The organism is Cryobacterium sp. Y29 (assembly GCF_002929825.1).
Lineage (GTDB): Bacteria > Actinomycetota > Actinomycetes > Actinomycetales > Microbacteriaceae > Cryobacterium.
In genome coordinates, this window is sequence record NZ_PJJN01000033.1 from 131,159 (window position 1) to 149,635 (window position 18,477).

Genomic DNA, 18,477 nt, shown 5'->3' on the forward strand with positions numbered 1-18,477 from the left:
GCACCTCGGCTGAACACTCCCAACTGACCCGCGTCGGGCCAGCGTCAGGCCAGCTCGTCAGGCCATGGGCAGCGAGACCCGGAAGGTGGTCTGGCCGGGGCGGCTGTCGACGGTGACCTCGCCGTGGTGCGCGGCAACGACCGCGGCCACGATAGCCAAACCGAGGCCGGTGCTTCCGGTACTCGGCGCGCCCGCGGCGTTGGCGGCGCGAAAACGTGAGCTGTCGCCGCGGGCAAAACGCTCAAACAGGGTGACTGAAAGCTCCTCGGGGATGCCGGGACCGTCATCCGTCACTGATATCACCGCGCGTTCGTCGTGCTCGTCGAGCGCGACCAGAACCGTGGTGCCAGCGTTCGTGTGCACCCGCGCGTTGGCGAGCAGGTTGGCGATCACCTGGCGCAGGCGCGGTTCGTCGCCGATCGCCTTGAGGGGTTCGTCGGGCAGGTCGAGGTTCCAGACGTGATCGCGGCCGGCGGCGTGGGCATCACTGACGGCGTCGACGAGCAGCATGGTGAGATCCACCGGCTGCATATCGAGCTCGCGGCCCTCGTCGAGGCGGGCGAGCAACAGCAGGTCTTCGACTATCCCCGTCATGCGCACCGACTCCGACTCGATGCGACCGAGTGCGTGCATCGCGTCGGGCGGCAATTCCTGGCCGCTGCGCCGGGTGAGTTCGGAGTAACCACGAATGGAGGCCAACGGCGTGCGCAACTCGTGGCTCGCGTCGGCGACGAACTGGCGCACTTTGCGCTCGCTGGCCTGCCGCGCTTCCAGGGCGCGGTTGACATGGTCGAGCATGCGATTGAGCGCCGAGCCGACCCGGCCCACCTCGGTGCGCGGGTCGGTGTCCCCCGCCGGAACCCGATCATCGAGGGACACCTCGCCGCGGTCGAGGGGCAGCTGCGCCACCCGAGTGGCCGTCGCTGTCATGCGTTGAAGGGGACGCAGGGCCAGCCGCACCACCCAGGCGGCAATGACAGCGACCACGACAAGCCCCGCGAGCGAGACCAGGCCAATGATCACAGCCAGCTGGGCTGCGGTGGCCGCCACTCCGGTCAAGGGCAAACCGACCAGATAGAGCGTGCCGGAGCGGGACGTCTCGACCTGCACCCGATAGTCACCGAGCTCACCGCCGAGATCGACGGTGACTGGCGCCAACTGGTTGACGTGGTCGGCGAGAAGCCGCACCTGCTGGGTGGTGAGTGCTTCGATCACGCCGCTGCGGTCGTCGGTATAGCCGGTCGTGATGGTGGCTTTATCGTAGACCAGCGCGAGCAGACCGGGCGGTTGGGCGGGTCCACTGAGAATGCTGTCGGCCGTCGGCGTGCCAAAGTAGCGGCTCCCCGGCAGGTCACCGGAACGATCGCCGTCGTTGTCTCCGACACCACCCAGCGCAACGCCCGATCGGTCAACGGCGGAGGCCAGCTGCACGTCGAGGCGATCAAGCAGGGAGGCGCGCAAAATGACCACGCTCACCACGCCGATGGTGAGGCTCACGAGCGCGAGCAGCCCGACCACTGTAAGCACGAGACGCCGCTGCAGAGTCCAGGGCGAGCGGTGTCGGCTGAGGCGGCGCGGCATCCGCTGCTGCATCAGACCGTCTTCAGCATGTAGCCGGCGCCACGCACCGTGTGGATCATCGGCTCCCGACCGGCATCGATCTTCTTGCGCAGATAAGAGATGTAGATCTCGACAACGCTCGACTTGCCGCCGAAGTCGTAGCTCCAGACCCGGTCGAGAATTTGCGCCTTGCTGAGTACCCGGCGCGGGTTACGCATGAGAAAGCGCAGCAGTTCGAATTCGGTCGCGGTCAGTTCGATGGCGTCGCCATCGCGGAACACCTCATAGCTGTCTTCGTCGAGGGTGAGGTCGCCGACGTTGATGCGGGGGTCGGTTGAGTCAGCAACAGCGAGGGTGGAGCGGCGAATAAGGCCGCGCAGCCGAGCGACGACTTCCTCGAGGCTGAAGGGTTTGGTGACGTAATCGTCGCCGCCGGCGGTGAGCCCCGCGATGCGGTCGTCGAGCGAGTCCTTGGCGGTGAGAAAGAGCACGGGAGTCTCGTAGCCGTCGGCGCGCACCCGCTGCAGCACCTGCAGGCCATCGATGCCGGGCAGCATGATGTCGAGCACGATGGCGTCCGGCCGAAATTCGCGGGCGATGGTGAGCGCTTGACGGCCTTCGCCGGCGGTGCGCACCTGCCAACCTTCGTAGCGCAGGGCCATCGAGAGCAGATCGGTGAGCGTGGGCTCGTCGTCAACGACCAGAACACGGATGGCGCTGCCGTCGGCCTTGGTCAGGCGCGGGCCGTGGCCGGTGTGGGTGCTCTCACGTGTGCTCATTCTGATGAGTATCCGGCAGTTGCCTATGAACGCGCTATGAGTACACCGTCGGATGACTGTGGCCCGATTAGCCGTTCAGGGCAGCCAGCAAGGCCGGCGCGGGCACGAGCGCCGCGCTGGCAAAGAGTCGCTGGCAGCCGTCGAGCTCGACCTGGATCGGACTGCCCAGCCGGGTGCCGGCGCGCTGGGGCCAGATCACCGCGAATCGGGTGAGGTCGGCCGTGCACTCGGGGGCGGGCAGAGCGGATGCTGCGGCCGGAAGCAGCGCTGCGGCATCCGCTGAAAGGACGGTCGCGCTGTCGAAGGTACCGAACTGCAGGCTAAGCATGGGGCCCAGCGCGTTGTCGCTGAATTCCATACCGTCAACGCCCCTCAGCTTCCCGGGCTCGGATTCGGTGGCCGGGTCCACCGTGTAGAAGCAGACGCTCGCGCCGTCGACGCCGTCGTAGGACACAATCTCTGCCGGGGGCGCGGCAATCGGCTGGACGTTTTCGCCGACCTCACCGGCGGTGACGTTCGTCTGCAAGCCGGTGACGCCGAACTGCAGCGATTGCTCAGGCGTGCCCGCACTCATAACGCAGCCGGCGTCGAGGGCCGGGCGGGTGACCTCCAGCACGAGTGGCAGTTTCACCGTGTCGGTCATCGCGAGCTTCTCGAGCGCTTTCCACGTCGCCCGCTTGGTCTTGCCGCAGGCAGTGCTCGGCCAGGCCACCCGCATCGCTTCACCCGTAGCGTTTTCAAGCCAGAGTTCCGGCACGATCTCCATATCGGCCGTGCAGGCCTGATTGAACCCGGCCTGGTCGCTGGGTTCGGCGAGCGCCGACAGTAGCGGGCCGAAGTCTCCGGTGCGGGTCTCGACCGTCACGGCTGCCCAGCGGCCCTGATCGTCGTCGACGCTGCCGGACACAGTACAGAGGTACGCGGCGACCGGTTTAAAGTCGGCCGGAACCATGCCCGGCTCCGGGGCGTCGGGGTGCGTGGCCGTCAGATCGGTTTGGGGCAAAGCACCTTCCCGAAAAACCATCCAGTCGTTCTTGAGGTTGGGCGCCTGGCAGTCGACGCCGGCGACGAGCTGCGCCACCGGAGTGCCAGTCGCAGCCGGGTAGCCGGGGAGGCCGGCGCATCCGCTGAGCAGCAGGGCCAGCGTGACGACCCCGGCGAGCGTGAATCGAACGGGAACCTGCTGCGCCATCTGTTCCCCCGATTGGTTGCCGTCGTTTCAGGCTAGCGAACCCAGGTCTCGTCGCGATAACAATTCTCACGGCAGCGGATGCGAGGCTACGGCTGGGCAGACGGGCCTGGCGTCGGCCGCACTTTCGGCCGGCAATCAGACCGCGCCCGTGGCGGTGGCGCGCCGACCGGTCCCGCGGGCACACAATAGAGGAGTGCCGAATTCCACGCTGTCTCTCTTCGACCTGGACCAGCCGTTGGCGCACCCCGCTGTATTCACTGTGCTCCCGGTAGCGGAACGGCCACCAGCACCGGCGCCGCACACATTGCGCATCGTCGCCGACTCGAGCGACCGGGTGGCCTGGCTGCGCGCGCGTAATCAGGGCATCACCGCAACGGATGTCGCCAAACTGTCGACCCCGAAATCCATCGTGAACGCCGCGCACGACAAAATGCACGGTACGAGCTTCTCCGGCAACAGTTACACCGACCATGGTCGCGCCCGAGAACCCGTCATCGCCGCGTGGGTTCTGGAGAACTATGGCATCGAGCCGAGCACGAACCTGTTTCGGTCGCTGGGGCATCCGCGACATCTGGCCACCCCCGATGGCGTCGGCGTCGTAGCCGGCGGCGACCTGCACCTGGCCGAGATCAAGACCACGAGCAAGCCGTGGCGCAGCATTCCCCGCAGCTATCTGCGGCAGGTGTGGTGGCAGCAGTATGTGCTCGGTGCCGACCGCACCCTGCTGGTCTGGGAAGAGCACCTTGATTTCGTGCCGGTGGCGGCCGTGCCCGAATGTCGCTGGATCGAGCGGGACGAGGACCAGATCGCCATTCTGGTCGGGCTCGCCAATGCCCTGATCGACAATCTCGACGAGCAGGCCCGCCGCTAGTCTCCCTCTCTTTTCGGACGGGGCCCGGGCCCCGTCCCCGGGCCCAGGTTATAAACTGGGCCCACGTTCCGGGCCCGGGCCCCGTCCGCAGTGCAGGGGCGGCGAATGCAGCAGAATGGGGAGCATGGCTCCTGAATTCGAACTGCCGCAGACCATGCGCGCCCTGGTTATCGACGAGACCGGCGCCCCCGAAGTGTTGCATCTGGCCGATCGAATGCTGCCACGCCCGATTGTCGACGAGGTTCTCGTCAAGGTCATCGCGGCCGGTCTCAACCCGATCGACGCCAAGACGCGCTCCGGCAAGGGCGTCGCGGCCGCCATCGAGAGCTACCCGGCCATTCTCGGCAACGATTTCAGCGGAATCGTCGTGCGCGCTGCCTTCGAGGCCGCGCCACTCCAGCCGGGCGATGCCGTCTACGGCATGGGCCGGGTTCCGCGCATCGGCGGCAGCTTCGCCGAGTACGTCGCGGTGTCGAGCCTGAGCGTCACCCGCAAACCGGCCCGGCTCAGTCACGCCGAGGCGGCCGCGGTTCCCCTCGCCGCCCTGACAGCATGGGGCATGGTCAAGCTGGCCGGAGCCGCCCCCGGGCAGCGCATGCTCGTACACGCCGCCAGCGGCGGCGTCGGCCACTTCGCAGTGCAGTTCGCCCGGGTTCTCGGCGCCCACGTGACCGCCACGGCATCGACCCGCAACCTCGACTTTCTGCGCGAGCTCGGCGCCGACGAGGTCATCGACTACACGACAACGCGCTTCGAAGACGTGGTCCACGACCTCAACTCGGTCATCGACCTCATTGGCAACGTGCACGACAACACCGGCACCCGTTCCCTCGCGGTGCTGCGCCCCGACGGCCTGCTCGTGAACGCGCCGACCGGCAGTTGGCCGACCATGGCAGCGGATGCCGCAGCAGCGGGCCGACGCGCAACCGGTTTCAAGGTGTCCCCCGACGCACGCGTGCTCGACGAAATTTCGGCACTGCTCGACGCGGGTATCGTACGGGTGCACATCGACTCGGTGTTCGACCTCGCCGACGGTGCCGCGGCCCATCGACTGCTCGAGGAGGGGCACACCCGCGGCAAGATCGTGCTGCGCGTGTCTTAATCGTCAAGCGCTTGGCCGGCCATCACGAGCGCTCAGCCGTGCCCTCCCACGTCGCACCCGCGATGCCCGGCTCGCTGGCATCGGCTGCCCGCGAGCGAGTTCGTCTGCGGTCAAGCACACCTCCGGCGACCATGAATCCGGCATAGCCGAAAAGCGCGACGGTCAACACGGGGATGATCCAAGCCCGGTTTGCCCCGTTGATCACGTTGTTGACGTAGCCGACATAGGGCACCGCGTACCAGAGCTGGCCCTGAACCTGCTCGGCCAGCACCGGGTCGTCGTCGGGCGCGCTGTTGTTGTCACCCTGCACGATAAAAGAACGCGATCCGTCTGAGCTCAATGTGATCGAGATGATGCGGTGCGTCACGACCTTGGCATCATTCGACACCATTTGATAGGTGACGACGTCGCCGATGCGCAGCGCCTCAGCGGTGACCGGGCGCACGATGACCAGAGTGCCCGGTGGAAGCCCCGGCTCCATGGAGCTGGTCAGCACGGTCAGCGGGGTCGCGCCGGTCACCTTGGGAATCACCACGAGCATCACCCCGAGACCGACGACGAGCAGGAGCAGTGCCGCGCTGAGCGCCAACCCGAGGTACCGCCAGATGCTGCTCTCGGTGGGAGCGGGCGAAGCGGCCGCAAATTCCTGAGGTGGGTCGACAGATGTGAGTGTCTGATGTCCGGTCACGGCTCGCGCCGACGCCGGGTGACGAGAAGCCCGCCGACACCGAGCAGCAGCCCTCCGCCGATGAGCGCGGGAATGGGCAGGTCGACACCGGTGCGCGGCAGGGCAACCGACCCGAGCGGCGCCGCCAGCTCTGCCCCTGCCCCTGCCGCTGCCGGGATCAGCACGCCTTCGTCGTCGCACGCCGAAGGCCCAAACGGTCCGGCCTCTTCATCGCGCAGGGCGACCAGGATTCCCAGGTCGGTGCGCGCGTTTTGGGCGGTCAGTCCGGTCACGTTCATCATCTCGATGGTGATCGCAACTCGCAGGGTTGCTCCGGCGGCGAGCGGCTGGGCCGGCGTGAGTACCGCACAGTTCTCACCGCCCCGCAGCGGAACGGTCGTCACGATGTGGGACGCGACGTCGTGGACGCTCAGGGTGAGGTATTCCGTCAGATCAGCGGATGCCCCGCCTGGCTCGCGCAGGCTCAGCCGCACGTTCGCGGGCGCGTCGCTCGGGTTCTGAATCCACAGCTCCGACCCCATCGACCCGCCAGGAATCAGCGTGCCGAAGGAGTCGAACAGCCCGGCGGACAGGCTGCTGGCGAAATGCACTCCGTCGCTGCTGACCCGCACGTCGGTTGCTGCCCCGCGGTTGGCCGTGTCGTTCAGCGCAGCACGCGCAGGAGTGGCGACCCCAGTAATCGCGAGGAGCAGCAGCACGCCGGCTGCCAAGCGCGCTCCGATCAGGTATCCGCTCATGGTGCCACCTCGACCAAAGTGAATTGCTGGTTGTCCTGGATGGGAATCGTGGTGTCGCAAGACTGCATGGTGAGCGCGGCACCCGAAGCGCCCGATTGCATGCACTGTTTATTTACCTGCATGCTGCGAATCTGGAACGCCCCGGTCGTGTCATCAACGCTGATGAGAGTGAAGTGTCGCTCCAATCTCTGTGGTCCGCCATCATCGACGCTCAGTGTCACGTCGGACGAGCCCTGTTTCTTAGCCCTGGAATCCCACACCCTGGCGTTCGTTTTCGCGTTGACCGTGTAAGCGCCTTCTGCATCCGCGACGAAGCGAAAGCTCGATGATAAGGCCGTCGAGCACAGCGTCGTTGCAAGAACTCTGCCTTCTTCTTGCGGAGCTGCGGCATCGACGCAGCTCCCTGTTGCGGAAACGACGTGATACCAGGTATTCGGCGCCGGCGCCTTTCTATCCGTCGTGACAGCGAGCACGTTCGAGGCTGCCAGACGGTTGTTGTCGCCATCCACTGAATACACCGTGTAACCGTAGGCAGTGTTTGCCGTCAGGCCCGTGTCCGTGAAGGTGGTTGCGGTCTGCACCGACGATACTGCCGTACTACCGCGATACAGCTGGTAGCGCGTCACGGATATATCGTCGGGTGCATCCCAGCTCAACGAGATGGAATTGTGCGTCTTCTTGACCGCCACGAGCGACCGCGGCGCGGTGTTGGCCACTTTCTGCACGGTTAATACGGTCGTCACCGGTGAGGTCCAGTTGTCGGCCCGCGCTTGCAGGTCCATTCGCGCCGTCATCGTCGTGCCGGGCGCGTTCCCAGCGGCCGCGCTGGTGATCGAGGTCTGCACGCAATAGCGCGCCGAAGCCCCCGCCGCCAAGGAGCCGCTGAGCGTGATTCCACTCGCCCAGGTGCTGCTTCGTGTGCCGGTCGACGCCGTCGCAGCGCAGGTATCGGCCGCGGCAATCGCCCAGGTGCGCACGGTGATCGCCTCGGCGAACGAGGTCGGGGTAGACGAGGCTGAGCCGAGCACCAGACTGTAGTTGGCTGGCATACCTTCGTTGAATACCGAAATCAGCTTGGTGGTCGAGAGGGCGGTGGACGTGTACGTCGTCGCGAGCTCGGCAAACCCCGTCTGGCTGATCGTCACGGCGCCCGACCGAACGGATGCCGTGGGATGGACCGCCGCCGCGGTCCAGAAGGCCTGGGCAATTCCAGAGCCTGAGAGGGTTAAGAAGACAGCGCTCGCGATCGTGAGGGCTGACCGGGTAGCGGGCCAGCGAGGCCGGAATGCACGTCGGCAAGCAGTCGGGCGCCGTGTTCTTAGTCGCAGGGAACGCGGGAAGTGACGGTGCAATTTCACGGGTTAGACCTGTCGTCCATCAATCAAAAGTCCGAAACTGGTCGCAGTCTGGGATTGGCTGGCGCTCGGGGCAGCCACTGAAAGCCCCACCGAGACGCAGAGCATTGCCGTAGCTCCCGGCGCGAGGGTCGTACCGAGCTCGGCAACCGGCGCGGAACGGAAAGTGCCGGTAATGGTCGGTGTCAGGCTTGACGTGCACTCGCTCGCCCCGGACACGGTTCGAGCGCCCACGATCAAGTTCTCAGACAATGCGGTCTGGGCCGTCGGCGGCGTCAGTCCAAAGAGCCGAAGCGCGAGCGACACAGTGCCGTCGTTTCGCACTTCGACCGTGCCAACATTTCTCGCTCCCGGATACAGCGGGGCGTCCGACATCACGAGGGGTGACGTGATGCTGAGGGCTGCCGATCCGGCCTGAATGGTCACCGCCTGGCCGGCCGAGGCGCTTGAAGTGAGAAGGGCATAGGTTTCGCCAACAGCGGCCGTCGCCAGCAGGGTAGCGCCCAGAATCGCCGCGCTTGCGAGTAGATACGTTTTCAAAAGATCACCGGCTTTCGCGAATCGAAAGGACACTGCCTGCTGGCCGTTTTCGGGGTACCCGTCGTCGGGTGGTGGGCACCCCGGCACAGACCGGTTACAGCTGGGTAAGCGTGACCACCATGTCTTGGAGGGTGACCGAACCGCGCATCATGCTGTTCTCGTGGCCCGAGACGCCCTTCGGGAACGTGATCGTCACCTCGACGGTGACGTCTTCATCGACCACTCCCGTTCCAGGCGTGACGACATATTTTGTCGGACCGGTGGTCACCATCCGGTTGGCCTCGGAGTAGTTGTCGCTAATTCCAGTACCCTCCGCTGTCAGGACCGCGGTCCCCTCGAGATACTCCGCGAGATTCACATCAGCAGGAACACTCGTCTGTGAAGCGACGATCGAACCCGGGGCAAGCGCCAGCTCGGCGACGAGGTTATCGCCACTGGCCGTGATGTGCATGGACTTGGTGTACACCAGCACATCACCGGGCGAGGCTTCGAAATTGGACAGCACAGGGATCGCCCTGCCGGCGGCGGTTCCGTCCTTCACGATCCACCTTCCTGCGGCTTCGACGCCGTCGACCTTGGTGGGGGCAACGGCCAAGTTGCCGGCGATAATCGTGCCGCCGGAAACCTCAGCCGAGGAGTTCCACAGTGCGAAAGTCGTGCCGCCGCCGAGTAGCAGGGTGAGACCGGCAGCGCCAGCAATCGCGCCTTTAGTGAGCTTGTTCATGAGTAAAACCCTTCGAGTACTGGTCTGAAAACTTCGGGTGATCGCAGGCCAGAAATCGGCAGGCGTGGAGCAACGGTAAGAGAACCCGCCAAGTGGCCGGCGTGGGGTAAGCACGCCGTTGTTGCGGCTGGCAGTCACGGCTCTGGGTATCAAGCCATGAATTGCGACAACTCGCCGATAATTTTTTCGGCTGTAGCGCCATCCGCGATTCACACACTAGAGGGGACAGACGGATTTGTCTGTCCTGCTCAAACCCCCAGAATGGGAATCAGGTTTTTGAGCGAATACGGTGCTTTTGTCTAGTATCCGTAGAGTCTTATGCTGATTTTCATAGTTTTTTACAGTCACGCCGAGGTTTTGGAGTTTTAGCTTCCTCGGTGAGCCATAGAAGACCAGTCCAATACAGAGCGTTCTACCTCCGAATTGGTCTACTCGCCGGAAGGGTCCACACTGGAGTTCTCTGGAGGAGACGCCCATGACTGCACCCCCCGCCATCACCCCCCACCCCGATGAGCCCGCCGGCCCCGTCATCGTCTGGTTCCGCGACGATCTGCGGGTAGCCGACCATCCGGCCCTGCACGCCGCCTTGGCCCGTCAACGACCGATCGTGGCCGTGTACGTGTTTGACGACGAATCTCCCGGCGTGCGTCCGCTCGGAGGTGCAGCACGCTGGTGGTTGCACCAAAGCCTGCGATCTCTCGCTGCGACCCTCGAAAAGCTCGGCGGGCGACTCATCTTGCGCCGGGGTGCTGCGGCCGCAATCATCGCCCAGATCGTGCACGACACGGATGCCGCGGCGGTCTTCTGGAATCGCCGCTACGGCGAGGCAGAACGTACGATCGACACCGCGATCAAGGCCGAGCTGCGCGGGCGCGGCGTGGACACCCACAGTTTCGCGGGTTCGCTCCTGTTTGAACCTTGGACGGTTCAGACCGGGCAAGGCGGCTCTTACTCGGTTTTTACGCCGTTCTGGCGTTCCTGCACAGCAGGCCCGCCGCCGCGCGCGCCGTATCCGGCGCCCACCAGCATTGCCAGCTCGACGGGCGGCAACGCGACAGACGGCCTCGACTCCGAGAATCTGAACGACTGGGGCCTCGAGCCGAGTGCGCCCGACTGGGCCGCTGGGCTGCGCGCCGCTTGGTCGCCGGGCGAAGCATCCGCTCAGAAAATGCTCAAACGCTTTCTTGCCGAGGCGCTCCCTCGCTACGCCGCCGAACGTGACGAACCGGCCCAGAACGCCACGTCGCGCCTGTCACCCTACCTGCGCTGGGGCGAGATCAGCCCGCATCAGGTTTGGGCCGCCACGCAGCAGGCTCAGCGCGAACTCACCGGCCCGGCACTGACGAGCGCGACCCGATTTCTTACCGAGCTCGGCTGGCGCGAGTTCGCCTACCATGTGCTCTTTCACGCTCCCGATCTCGCGACGAAGAACCTGCGTCCCGCCTTTGATGTTTTCCCATGGCCACCGGTCGACGAGCGTGCACTCGCCGCCTGGAAACAGGGCCGCACCGGCTTCGCGCTCGTCGATGCCGGGATGCGCGAACTGTGGCGCACGGGAAGCATGCATAATCGGGTACGCATGGTTACCGCATCATTCCTGATCAAGAATATGTTGGTCGACTGGCGCGAGGGAGAGCGCTGGTTCTGGGACACCCTGGTCGATGCCGACGCTGCGAGCAACCCCTTCGGCTGGCAGTGGGTGGCCGGCTCCGGAGCGGACGCTGCGCCCTACTTTCGCATCTTCAATCCCAATCTGCAGGCGGCCAAGTTCGACCCCCACCAGCAGTACATTCGGGAATACGTGCCCGAATACGGCACGGATGCCTATCCGGCGCCCCTCGTAGACCTTGGTGAAACCCGCCGAGCCGCCCTCGCCGCCTACGACAAGGTCAAGGCCCAGCCAGCAAACTAGAGCTTGGGGTCGTCCAGCGAGTCGGGATCTGCGTTTTCGGAATCAACAATGCACCCGCCGAATTCACGTGCTCGTCGGCGCTTGCGCACGCTGGCCACGACGCCGGCCAGGAACGTGAGGCTCGCGTAGGCGAACAGCAACGAAGCGACCACCGGAATGACCCAGGCCCGGTTGGCGCCATTGACCGCATTATTGACGTAGCCAATCAGCGGAACGGAGTACCAGAGCCGGCCTTGAATCTGCCCTTCGAGCACGGCGGTCGCATCGGCCGCACCGTTGTTGTCACCCTTCGTGACGAACGTGCGCTCACCCGCCGTCATATTGATCGCAATGACGCGGTGGGTAACGACACCGGGTTTTCCCGTCTCCATTTGGTAGGTGATCACGTCACCCAAGGCCACGTCCGCAACTGCAACGGGCCGAACGATGATCAGCGTGCCGGGTGGAAATCCCGGCTCCATCGAGCTGGTGAGCACGGTAAGCGGGATCGACCCAGTGACCTTCGGCACGACGATCAGCACGGCGGCGAGACCGATTACCAAAAGGAATACGGCCAGACTCAATGCGAAACTGATCTGGCGCCACAGGCCAACGGCCTGCTTGACCGGTTTGGGCACAGGATGCGGGTCAGCGGCGAGAGTCACGCGCACGGCTCCTTGTTTCACCCGACTCCCCTTCGTGAGCGATCAGTGGTAATGAGCGGCTACGGGGTCTGCGTGAGAATCACGCCGAGACTGGACAACATTGCCTTTGCGTTCTTCGCGTCGTCATCGTCGACGTCATCGAAGCTCTCCAGGAATTCGATCACGACCGTAACGCGGAGCTCGTGGTCGCCTTCACTCAGGTCGAACCAGGTTTGATCGTCGCTGAAGTCGTGGGCGACGACCATTGCGTCGCCGACGTTTACCGACACAATGGTGGACTTGTCGAGGAGGGTTTTGAGCGCCCTGCTGGCATCAGAGTTCACAGAGCTGATCGAGCCGTGGTCGACAGCTATTCGAGCATGGAGGTTGCCACCTCGTGCTGTTACGTCGAGGAACGATGTGTACGTGAGGACGTCGCCGGGCACGATCGTATAACTCTCCATATTGATCTCGGTGCCGTACTGGTCGGTCCAGAAAACAACATCCTCCGTCTCAACCGTCAGCGTGCCGGCAGTGAGGGGAGCGCCGGCAATGGCCGCGGAGCTATTCCAGAGCGCGAAGGTTCCCGCCCCGCCAAGAAGAAGTGCAATACCAGTAGCGCCGGCGATCGAACCGGTGAGGATCCGCTTCATGAAAATCTTCCATTCTACAATCGAGGTGAACCGAGGAAATCTCTCTACCGTTTGCCGCGCGGAGACCTTGGGGAACGCGAGACCGCACCTGGGTCCCCGCCCGAGGATGGAACGCCCACTGTCGGCGGGTCCCAAACCGGTGGAAAAGTAGGTCTTGGCGTTCTGCGTCGGTGCCGGCGACATTCATTCAATCGACGAGTTTTATTTTTGAACTACATTCTGGCTAACCGGACTCCACGGGGAGAGTCGCGCTCGCACTTGCGATTTCACGCGACTCTCCTTTCGTGGGGCGCCGAGTTCCTAGCCGAGGGTCTGCGTGAGGGTGACGTCGAACTTGGACAGATCGACGCTCCCGGCCTGCGCAGCGTTGTCGTAAACTGGCGCACCGCTCGGGAAGTGGACCGTGACAGTCACGAGGTACTCCTGAGTCCCGTCCGACGCGTTGACTGCAAAGGGACCGTCCGCGGCGGGGCTCTCCACCGCTACCCCGTCAACATCGGTGGTGAGCGTGGTCGTCACCTCGAGAGCCGCGTTTAGCGCCACGTCCTGTTCGGCGGTACTGTCGGTGGCCGCGATCGAGCCTTCGGGGACGTTCAGGTTCGCTTGAAGGTTGTCGCCCTTCGCGTCCACAGTCAGTGTGGTGGCATAGGTGAGCGTGTCGCCCGGAACAATGAAGTACTCTTCCGGGTTGATGGTGGAGCCCGCACCGTCACTCCAGATGCCCTCCGACGCTTCGACCGTCAGCGTTCCAGCGGTGATGGTTGCACCGGCGATCGCCGCGTCGCCATTCCAGAGCGCGAAGGTTCCCGCGCCGCCAAGAAGAAGAGCAACGCCGGCAGCGCCAGCGATGGATCCTTTGAGCATTTTGTTCACGATTGTGCCTCTCAATTGTCAGTCCCAAGGTGAGATGATGAATTTTATTCATCATCTATATTCAGAACAATAGAGATGAGACTTCCTCATGTATACCCCCGTTGGGTGGCCACGCCCCCCCCAGACTGGGGGATGGAACGATGGGTCTGCTCTCAACAAAAACGGGCAGACGAATGCTTCACCCCTGTGATGATGCCGGGGTGAAGCATCCGTCTGCCCGTTTTCACGAACGTCAAATAAGTTAGAAGAAGCGGGCGTACGCTCCGACCGTCAGAAAGGTCGGGAACTCGGGCTCGAGCGCTGAGGTACGCAGCACCGTGAGTGCGTCGTCGAAGCGGTCGGTGGGCGTGCGCTCGAGGCCGTCGACGATCTCGTCGAGCACCTCTTCAACCCAGTCGGAGTCGATCCGGCGCCCCTCGGCGGTGACCGAGTTCTCGTGGATCCACTGCCAGAGCTGCGAGCGGGAAATTTCCGCCGTAGCGGCGTCTTCCATCAGGTTGTCGATCGCCGCGGCGCCGACCCCACGCAGCCAGGACTCGATATACCGCAGAGAGATGAGCACGTTGCCCCGCACGCCCGCCTCGGTGATCTGGCCGCCGACCGACACAACGTCCAGCAACTGGGCGGCTGTCACGCTCACGTCGGCGCGAGTGCGCTCGAGTTGGTTCGGGCGGTCGCCGAGAACCGTGTCGAACTCAGCCTGAGCGGTCGGGATCAGGTCGGGGTGGGCAACCCAGGAACCGTCGAAACCGTCAGTGGCTTCACGCTTCTTGTCCGCGGCGACCTGGGCGAGAGCTTGCTCGGTGACCGCCGGATCGCGGCGGTTCGGGATGAAGGCGCTCATCCCGCCGATGGCGAAGGCTCCGCGACGGTGGCAGGTGGCGACGAGCAGTTCAGTGTATGCCCGCATAAAGGGCACCGTCATGGTGATCTGCTTGCGGTCGGGAAAAACAAAGCGGCTGCCCCGGGACCGGAAAGTCTTGATGATGCTGAAGATGTAGTCCCAGCGCCCGGCGTTCAGACCGGCGCAGTGGTCGCGCAGTTCGTAGAGAATTTCCTCCATCTCGAAGCCGGCCTGGATCGTTTCGATCAGCACCGTGGCACGGATGGTGCCGTGCTCGATACCCAAACGCTCCTCGGCGTAGGTGAAGATGTCGTTCCACAGGCGCGCTTCCTTGTGGCTCTCCAGCTTGGCCAGATAGAAGTACGGGCCGGTACCGTTCTCGATGAGCTTTTGAGCATTGTGAAAGAAGTACAGCCCGAAGTCGATGAGGCTTCCCGAGGACTTCATACGGCGGTTGGCGCGATCAACGAAGGTGATGTGCTTCTCAACGAGGTGCCAGCCGCGCGGACGCACCACGATGGTCGGCGTCGACTCGTTCGTGACCTCGTACTTCTTACCTTCGGGGCTTGTGAAGCTGAGCTGACCGCGCACCTGATCGAACAGGGTCAGCTGGCCCTCGATCACGTTGGTCCAGGTCGGGCTTGTGGCGTCTTCCTGGTCGGCGAGCCAGACCTTGGCGCTCGAGTTGAGGGCGTTGATAGCCATCTTGCGGTCGGTCGGGCCGGTGATCTCCACCCGGCGATCCTCCAGGCCAGGTCCGGCTCCGGCAACGCTCCAGGTCGGGTCCATACGGATACTCTCGGTTTCGCTGAGAAACCGGGGGTCGCGACCATTCGCGGTATCCACTCGAGTTTGCAGCCGAGCGGCGAGCAGGTCGTGTCGGGTTCCGGCGAAACGTTCGTGTAGCTCGGCGAGAAATTCAAGGGCGTCCGGGGTAAGGATCTCGTCGTAGCGGTCTCCGAGCGGGCCAGTGACCTCGAGGTGCGGACGAATCGTGGCGAAGCTGCCGGTGCTCGTCTTCACGGTTGCAGAACTGACTGCCTGATCGAGGGTGGGGTTCGGGGTGTTCATGATCTGGCTCCTTGCGAAAGTAGGTGGAACTGACAGCGGATGAGCCGCAGGTGCGGTTCGTCCAATCTCAGGGGGCGGGAGGGTAGAGCTGTTTTGCTTCGGCCGAATGAGCGAGTGCAGGGGTGTGCCACCACAATTCGACAATTGTTACTTGCCTATGCCTTTACTCTGCCCGGCCGGGGCCGGGTCGAACCACACTAATTGGGCAGAAGAAACCTTGTTCTTCTGATTGTGGAAACTTTTGCGATCTGCGACACTAACGCTATGGTCCCCGCAGAAGCCCTCGCCGCGCTTTCCTCTCTCAGCAGTGATGAACCGGAACTTGACGCGCTCACGCTGGGGCGTCGCATCCGGGAGCTGCGTACCGCGCGGCGCATGACGCTCGACGCCCTCGCTGCCGCGATCGACCGCGCACCGTCGCAGGTGTCGATGATGGAGAACGGCAAGCGCGAACCGCGCCTCTCCATGCTGCGCACGATCGCCCTCGCGCTCGGCACCACCGTCGAAGATCTGATGCGAACGGATGCCCCCTCCGAGCGTGCTGCCCTGGAAATCTCGGTCGAGCGCGCCCAGCGCGGGCCGGTATTCCAGGCCCTGGGACTCCCCCGCATCCGCGTGAGCAAAGGCCAGAGCGACGAAACTCTGCAGACCATCCTGAGCTTGCACAATGAAATCGACCGGCTCAACCGCGAACGCGCGGCGACTCCGGAGGAGGCCCGACGGGCCAATTCCGCGCTGCGCCAGATTATGCGTCAGCAGGATAACTACTTTCCCGAGCTGGAGGCGCAGGCCCTCGAGCTGCTCACCGCAGTCGGGCACTCCGGCGGTCCGGTGTCGCAGCAGCTCGTCGCCGACATGGCCACCCACCTGGGTTTTTCGCTGCACTATGTGAACGATTTACCACACTCCACCCGGTCGGTCACCGACAAGCGCAACGGGCGCATCTACCTACCCACCCAGCATTCGGCATCACGAGATTCCCGCTCACCGATCGTGCAGGCCTTCGCAAGCCACCTTTGCGCTCACGAAGAGCCGAAAAATTATGCTGAATTTCTGCGCCAACGGGTGGAAACCAACTATCTCACCGCCGCTATCCTGCTGCCGGAGCGGGACGCGGTGCGCATGCTGACTGAGGCCAAGACCCTGCGGCGCATCTCCATGGAAGACCTGCGGGATGCCTTCGCGGTCTCCTACGAGACGGCCGCTCATCGCTTCACCAACCTTGCCACGGCGCGGCTGGACATTCCCGTGCACTTCATGAAGGTACACGAGTCCGGCACGATCATCAAGGCCTATGAGAACGACAACGTGCGGTTCCCGAGCGACGCACTGGGCGCGGTCGAGGGCACCACTGTCTGCCGCAGCTGGACGGCCCGTACCGTCTTCGACGTCGAAGACCGGTTCAGCGCCTGGTATCAGTACACGGACATGCCGGCCGGAAGCTTCTGGTGTACCTCCCGCATCGAGAAAGCCAAAGAGGGCGAGTACTCGGTGAGCGTTGGCGTGCCGTTCGCTCACGTGAAATGGTTTCGAGGCAGGGAGACGGCGAACCGCGCCGTTTCCCTCTGCCCCGACGAATCCTGCTGCCGCCGCGCGCCTGACAATCTGGCCGTGCGCTGGGCCGGCCAATCCTGGCCGGCCGCACGCACCCCGACGAGCCTGCTTGCCGCGCTGCCCACCGGCACCTTTCCCGGCGTCGACCAGACCGAGGTGTATGAATTTCTTGAGGCGCACTCACCGCACTAACCTGCCCGCGGAACGTATGGATACCCATCCGCTCTAAACCAAACAAACCGGTACGTCGTCGGTAGTACTTTTCGATACCATTGTCATGACGGAAATAAGCGCACTGTAAACAGTGGCCTTGTCCTGGTACCACGCACCAGAGATTGTCGGTTGGGCTCGTCCTACGCGTCGCCGCTCGTCTCAACCTACTGAAATGCGAGCTGACAATGTGTGACTCTCGCAGTGGATCGCGTCATCTCAATCGTGCCGTGCACGCGGGAATCCCCTCGGTGGAACCGTGGATTAACGAGCCGCACGATCAGGTTGAACCTCCCCCGCCGGCCGAAACGACCGCGCCCATGCCATCACACTGGTTTCGCTCCGCAGCGCTGCTCGATGTGCGCGGGCTTCAGGTTTCGTCGGCGGCGCACGTGAACGCACGGCGTTTGGTGCACGGGATCTCGCTCTCCATCACCTGCGGCGAGGTCATCGGGCTGGTTGGCGATGCGTCTTCTGGAGCCCTTGAAGTCGCGCAGAGCATCGCCGGCGTACTTCCTGCCCCGGCGAGTATCCGATCCGGATCGATTCTGTACAACGGCGTCGAACTGGTCGGACTGCCGCCACGATCTTTCTCTCGGCCGCACGATACCAAAATCGCGTACCTGCCGCGCAGCCCACGGGACGGCCTCGACTCGAATATGACGGTGGGAACCCAGCTGGCCGCACTGCTGCGTTCCCGCGGCGGTCTGTCGAAACCGGCCGCCTACGAACGGTCGCTGGATCTGCTGGGCCAGGCCGGTGTCGAAAATCCGGAACATACCTTTACCGCCTACGCGCGCGATGTGTCGGCGATCCTGGCACGGCGCGTGCACATTGCCCATGCCCTCGCCGGCAGCCCGAATCTGCTGGTGGCCGACGACCCGACCGACACCCTGAACGCATCTGACAGCTTCGACATTCTTGAGCTCTTGGGCAAGTTGCAGCGCAAACACAAGTTGACGATGATCATCGTGACACGCTCGGTGCACGTGGCGGCCCAGATCTGCCATCGTGTTGCTGTGGTGCGTACCGGTGCGATTGTTGAATACGCGTCGGTCGCCGACCTGTGTGGCTCCCCCAAGCACCCGTACACCCGCGAGATGCTCCACGCGTCCGAGAATGAGTCACTGGGGTGCACCGCCTTGTAGATTGGGCGCCTGGAAGAAGCTTCGTGCTGAAAACGGATGCC

At 64.1% G+C, this 18,477-nt stretch carries 17 protein-coding genes; 5 read left to right on the forward strand and 12 right to left on the reverse strand.

The window, feature by feature from the left end:
- Positions 1-57 precede the first annotated feature (57 nt).
- The 3 genes from CXY74_RS09705 to CXY74_RS09715 form a co-directional block, all read right to left on the reverse strand.
- A complete protein-coding gene (locus tag CXY74_RS09705; RefSeq protein ID WP_104200246.1) occupies positions 58-1,593 on the reverse strand; it encodes a cell wall metabolism sensor histidine kinase WalK in 1,536 nt (511 codons plus the stop codon).
- Positions 1,593-2,339 carry a response regulator transcription factor gene (locus tag CXY74_RS09710; protein WP_104200247.1) on the reverse strand — a complete coding sequence of 249 codons (747 nt, stop codon included), beginning with the start codon at positions 2,337-2,339 and terminating at the stop codon, positions 1,593-1,595. The genes CXY74_RS09705 and CXY74_RS09710 overlap by 1 nt, the downstream gene beginning before the upstream one ends.
- A 67-nt stretch (positions 2,340-2,406) precedes the next feature.
- Positions 2,407-3,531 (reverse strand): hypothetical protein, encoded by a 1,125-nt coding sequence (locus CXY74_RS09715; RefSeq protein ID WP_104200248.1) that lies wholly within the window; start codon positions 3,529-3,531, stop codon positions 2,407-2,409.
- Positions 3,532-3,790: 259 nt separating this feature from the next.
- Between CXY74_RS09715 and CXY74_RS09720 the strand changes: the two genes are divergently transcribed.
- Both CXY74_RS09720 and CXY74_RS09725 read left to right on the forward strand, forming a co-directional pair.
- A complete protein-coding gene (locus CXY74_RS09720) occupies positions 3,791-4,402 on the forward strand; it encodes a YqaJ viral recombinase family protein (RefSeq protein WP_199183198.1) in 612 nt (203 codons plus the stop codon).
- 124 nt (positions 4,403-4,526) lie between these two features.
- The gene (locus CXY74_RS09725; protein WP_233193321.1) at positions 4,527-5,504 is read left to right on the forward strand and encodes an NADP-dependent oxidoreductase; all 978 of its coding nucleotides are present in this window, start codon (positions 4,527-4,529) and stop codon (positions 5,502-5,504) included.
- 22 nt (positions 5,505-5,526) lie between these two features.
- Here the strand turns inward: CXY74_RS09725 and CXY74_RS09730 are convergent, their stop codons facing one another.
- The 5 genes from CXY74_RS09730 to CXY74_RS09750 all read right to left on the reverse strand — a co-directional run bounded on the left by CXY74_RS09730 (position 5,527) and on the right by CXY74_RS09750 (position 9,548).
- Entirely contained in the window at positions 5,527-6,192 is a 666-nt protein-coding gene (locus CXY74_RS09730; protein ID WP_104200250.1) for a signal peptidase I, read from the reverse strand.
- Positions 6,189-6,929 carry an LPXTG cell wall anchor domain-containing protein gene (locus tag CXY74_RS09735; RefSeq protein ID WP_104200251.1) on the reverse strand — a complete coding sequence of 247 codons (741 nt, stop codon included), beginning with the start codon at positions 6,927-6,929 and terminating at the stop codon, positions 6,189-6,191. Before CXY74_RS09735 ends, CXY74_RS09730 begins: the two co-directional genes overlap by 4 nt.
- Positions 6,926-8,074: a fibronectin type III domain-containing protein gene (locus CXY74_RS09740; protein WP_104200252.1), complete on the reverse strand. Its 1,149-nt coding sequence runs from the start codon at positions 8,072-8,074 to the stop codon at positions 6,926-6,928. The genes CXY74_RS09735 and CXY74_RS09740 overlap by 4 nt, the downstream gene beginning before the upstream one ends.
- 216 nt (positions 8,075-8,290) lie before the next feature.
- Positions 8,291-8,824, reverse strand: a complete 534-nt coding sequence (locus tag CXY74_RS09745) for a hypothetical protein (RefSeq protein WP_146070108.1) — start codon at positions 8,822-8,824, stop codon at positions 8,291-8,293.
- A gap of 94 nt (positions 8,825-8,918) precedes the next feature.
- A complete protein-coding gene (locus CXY74_RS09750; RefSeq protein WP_104200254.1) occupies positions 8,919-9,548 on the reverse strand; it encodes an alternate-type signal peptide domain-containing protein in 630 nt (209 codons plus the stop codon).
- Between the two features lie 475 nt (positions 9,549-10,023).
- On the opposite strand from CXY74_RS09750, the gene CXY74_RS09755 reads away from it, so the two are divergent.
- Positions 10,024-11,460 (forward strand): deoxyribodipyrimidine photo-lyase, encoded by a 1,437-nt coding sequence (locus CXY74_RS09755; protein WP_104200255.1) that lies wholly within the window; start codon positions 10,024-10,026, stop codon positions 11,458-11,460.
- Here CXY74_RS09755 and CXY74_RS09760 read toward each other — a convergent pair.
- The 4 genes from CXY74_RS09760 to aceB form a co-directional block, all read right to left on the reverse strand.
- Positions 11,457-12,104, reverse strand: a complete 648-nt coding sequence (locus tag CXY74_RS09760) for a signal peptidase I (protein ID WP_158252340.1) — start codon at positions 12,102-12,104, stop codon at positions 11,457-11,459. The two genes, CXY74_RS09755 and CXY74_RS09760, sit on opposite strands and share 4 nt — an antisense overlap.
- A 59-nt stretch (positions 12,105-12,163) precedes the next feature.
- Positions 12,164-12,736 carry an alternate-type signal peptide domain-containing protein gene (locus CXY74_RS09765; RefSeq protein ID WP_104200257.1) on the reverse strand — a complete coding sequence of 191 codons (573 nt, stop codon included), beginning with the start codon at positions 12,734-12,736 and terminating at the stop codon, positions 12,164-12,166.
- 300 nt (positions 12,737-13,036) lie between these two features.
- Complete coding sequence (locus CXY74_RS09770; RefSeq protein ID WP_104200258.1) at positions 13,037-13,600, reverse strand: alternate-type signal peptide domain-containing protein; 564 nt, start codon at positions 13,598-13,600, stop codon at positions 13,037-13,039.
- Between the two features lie 250 nt (positions 13,601-13,850).
- Positions 13,851-15,524 carry a malate synthase A gene (gene aceB, locus CXY74_RS09775; RefSeq protein WP_104200259.1) on the reverse strand — a complete coding sequence of 558 codons (1,674 nt, stop codon included), beginning with the start codon at positions 15,522-15,524 and terminating at the stop codon, positions 13,851-13,853.
- 264 nt (positions 15,525-15,788) lie between these two features.
- Between aceB and CXY74_RS09780 the strand changes: the two genes are divergently transcribed.
- Together CXY74_RS09780 and CXY74_RS09785 are read left to right on the forward strand one after the other, a co-directional pair.
- Positions 15,789-17,270 carry a helix-turn-helix transcriptional regulator gene (locus tag CXY74_RS09780; protein ID WP_104196844.1) on the forward strand — a complete coding sequence of 494 codons (1,482 nt, stop codon included), beginning with the start codon at positions 15,789-15,791 and terminating at the stop codon, positions 17,268-17,270.
- 338 nt (positions 17,271-17,608) lie between these two features.
- Positions 17,609-18,436, forward strand: coding sequence for an ATP-binding cassette domain-containing protein (locus CXY74_RS09785; RefSeq protein WP_158252341.1), 828 nt, complete (start codon positions 17,609-17,611; stop codon positions 18,434-18,436).
- Positions 18,437-18,477 lie beyond the last annotated feature (41 nt).

Coding starts and splice junctions, on each gene's coding strand:
- CXY74_RS09755 (WP_104200255.1), top strand. CDS start 10,024: ATGACTGCACCCCCCGCCATCACCCCCCACCCCGATGAGCCCGCCGGC.
- CXY74_RS09770 (WP_104200258.1), bottom strand. CDS start 13,600: ATGCTCAAAGGATCCATCGCTGGCGCTGCCGGCGTTGCTCTTCTTCTT.
- CXY74_RS09715 (WP_104200248.1), bottom strand. CDS start 3,531: ATGGCGCAGCAGGTTCCCGTTCGATTCACGCTCGCCGGGGTCGTCACG.
- CXY74_RS09780 (WP_104196844.1), top strand. CDS start 15,789: ATGGTCCCCGCAGAAGCCCTCGCCGCGCTTTCCTCTCTCAGCAGTGAT.
- CXY74_RS09725 (WP_233193321.1), top strand. CDS start 4,527: ATGGCTCCTGAATTCGAACTGCCGCAGACCATGCGCGCCCTGGTTATC.
- CXY74_RS09705 (WP_104200246.1), bottom strand. CDS start 1,593: ATGCAGCAGCGGATGCCGCGCCGCCTCAGCCGACACCGCTCGCCCTGG.
- CXY74_RS09735 (WP_104200251.1), bottom strand. CDS start 6,929: ATGAGCGGATACCTGATCGGAGCGCGCTTGGCAGCCGGCGTGCTGCTG.
- CXY74_RS09750 (WP_104200254.1), bottom strand. CDS start 9,548: ATGAACAAGCTCACTAAAGGCGCGATTGCTGGCGCTGCCGGTCTCACC.
- CXY74_RS09710 (WP_104200247.1), bottom strand. CDS start 2,339: ATGAGCACACGTGAGAGCACCCACACCGGCCACGGCCCGCGCCTGACC.
- CXY74_RS09785 (WP_158252341.1), top strand. CDS start 17,609: ATGCCATCACACTGGTTTCGCTCCGCAGCGCTGCTCGATGTGCGCGGG.
- aceB (WP_104200259.1), bottom strand. CDS start 15,524: ATGAACACCCCGAACCCCACCCTCGATCAGGCAGTCAGTTCTGCAACC.
- CXY74_RS09765 (WP_104200257.1), bottom strand. CDS start 12,736: ATGAAGCGGATCCTCACCGGTTCGATCGCCGGCGCTACTGGTATTGCA.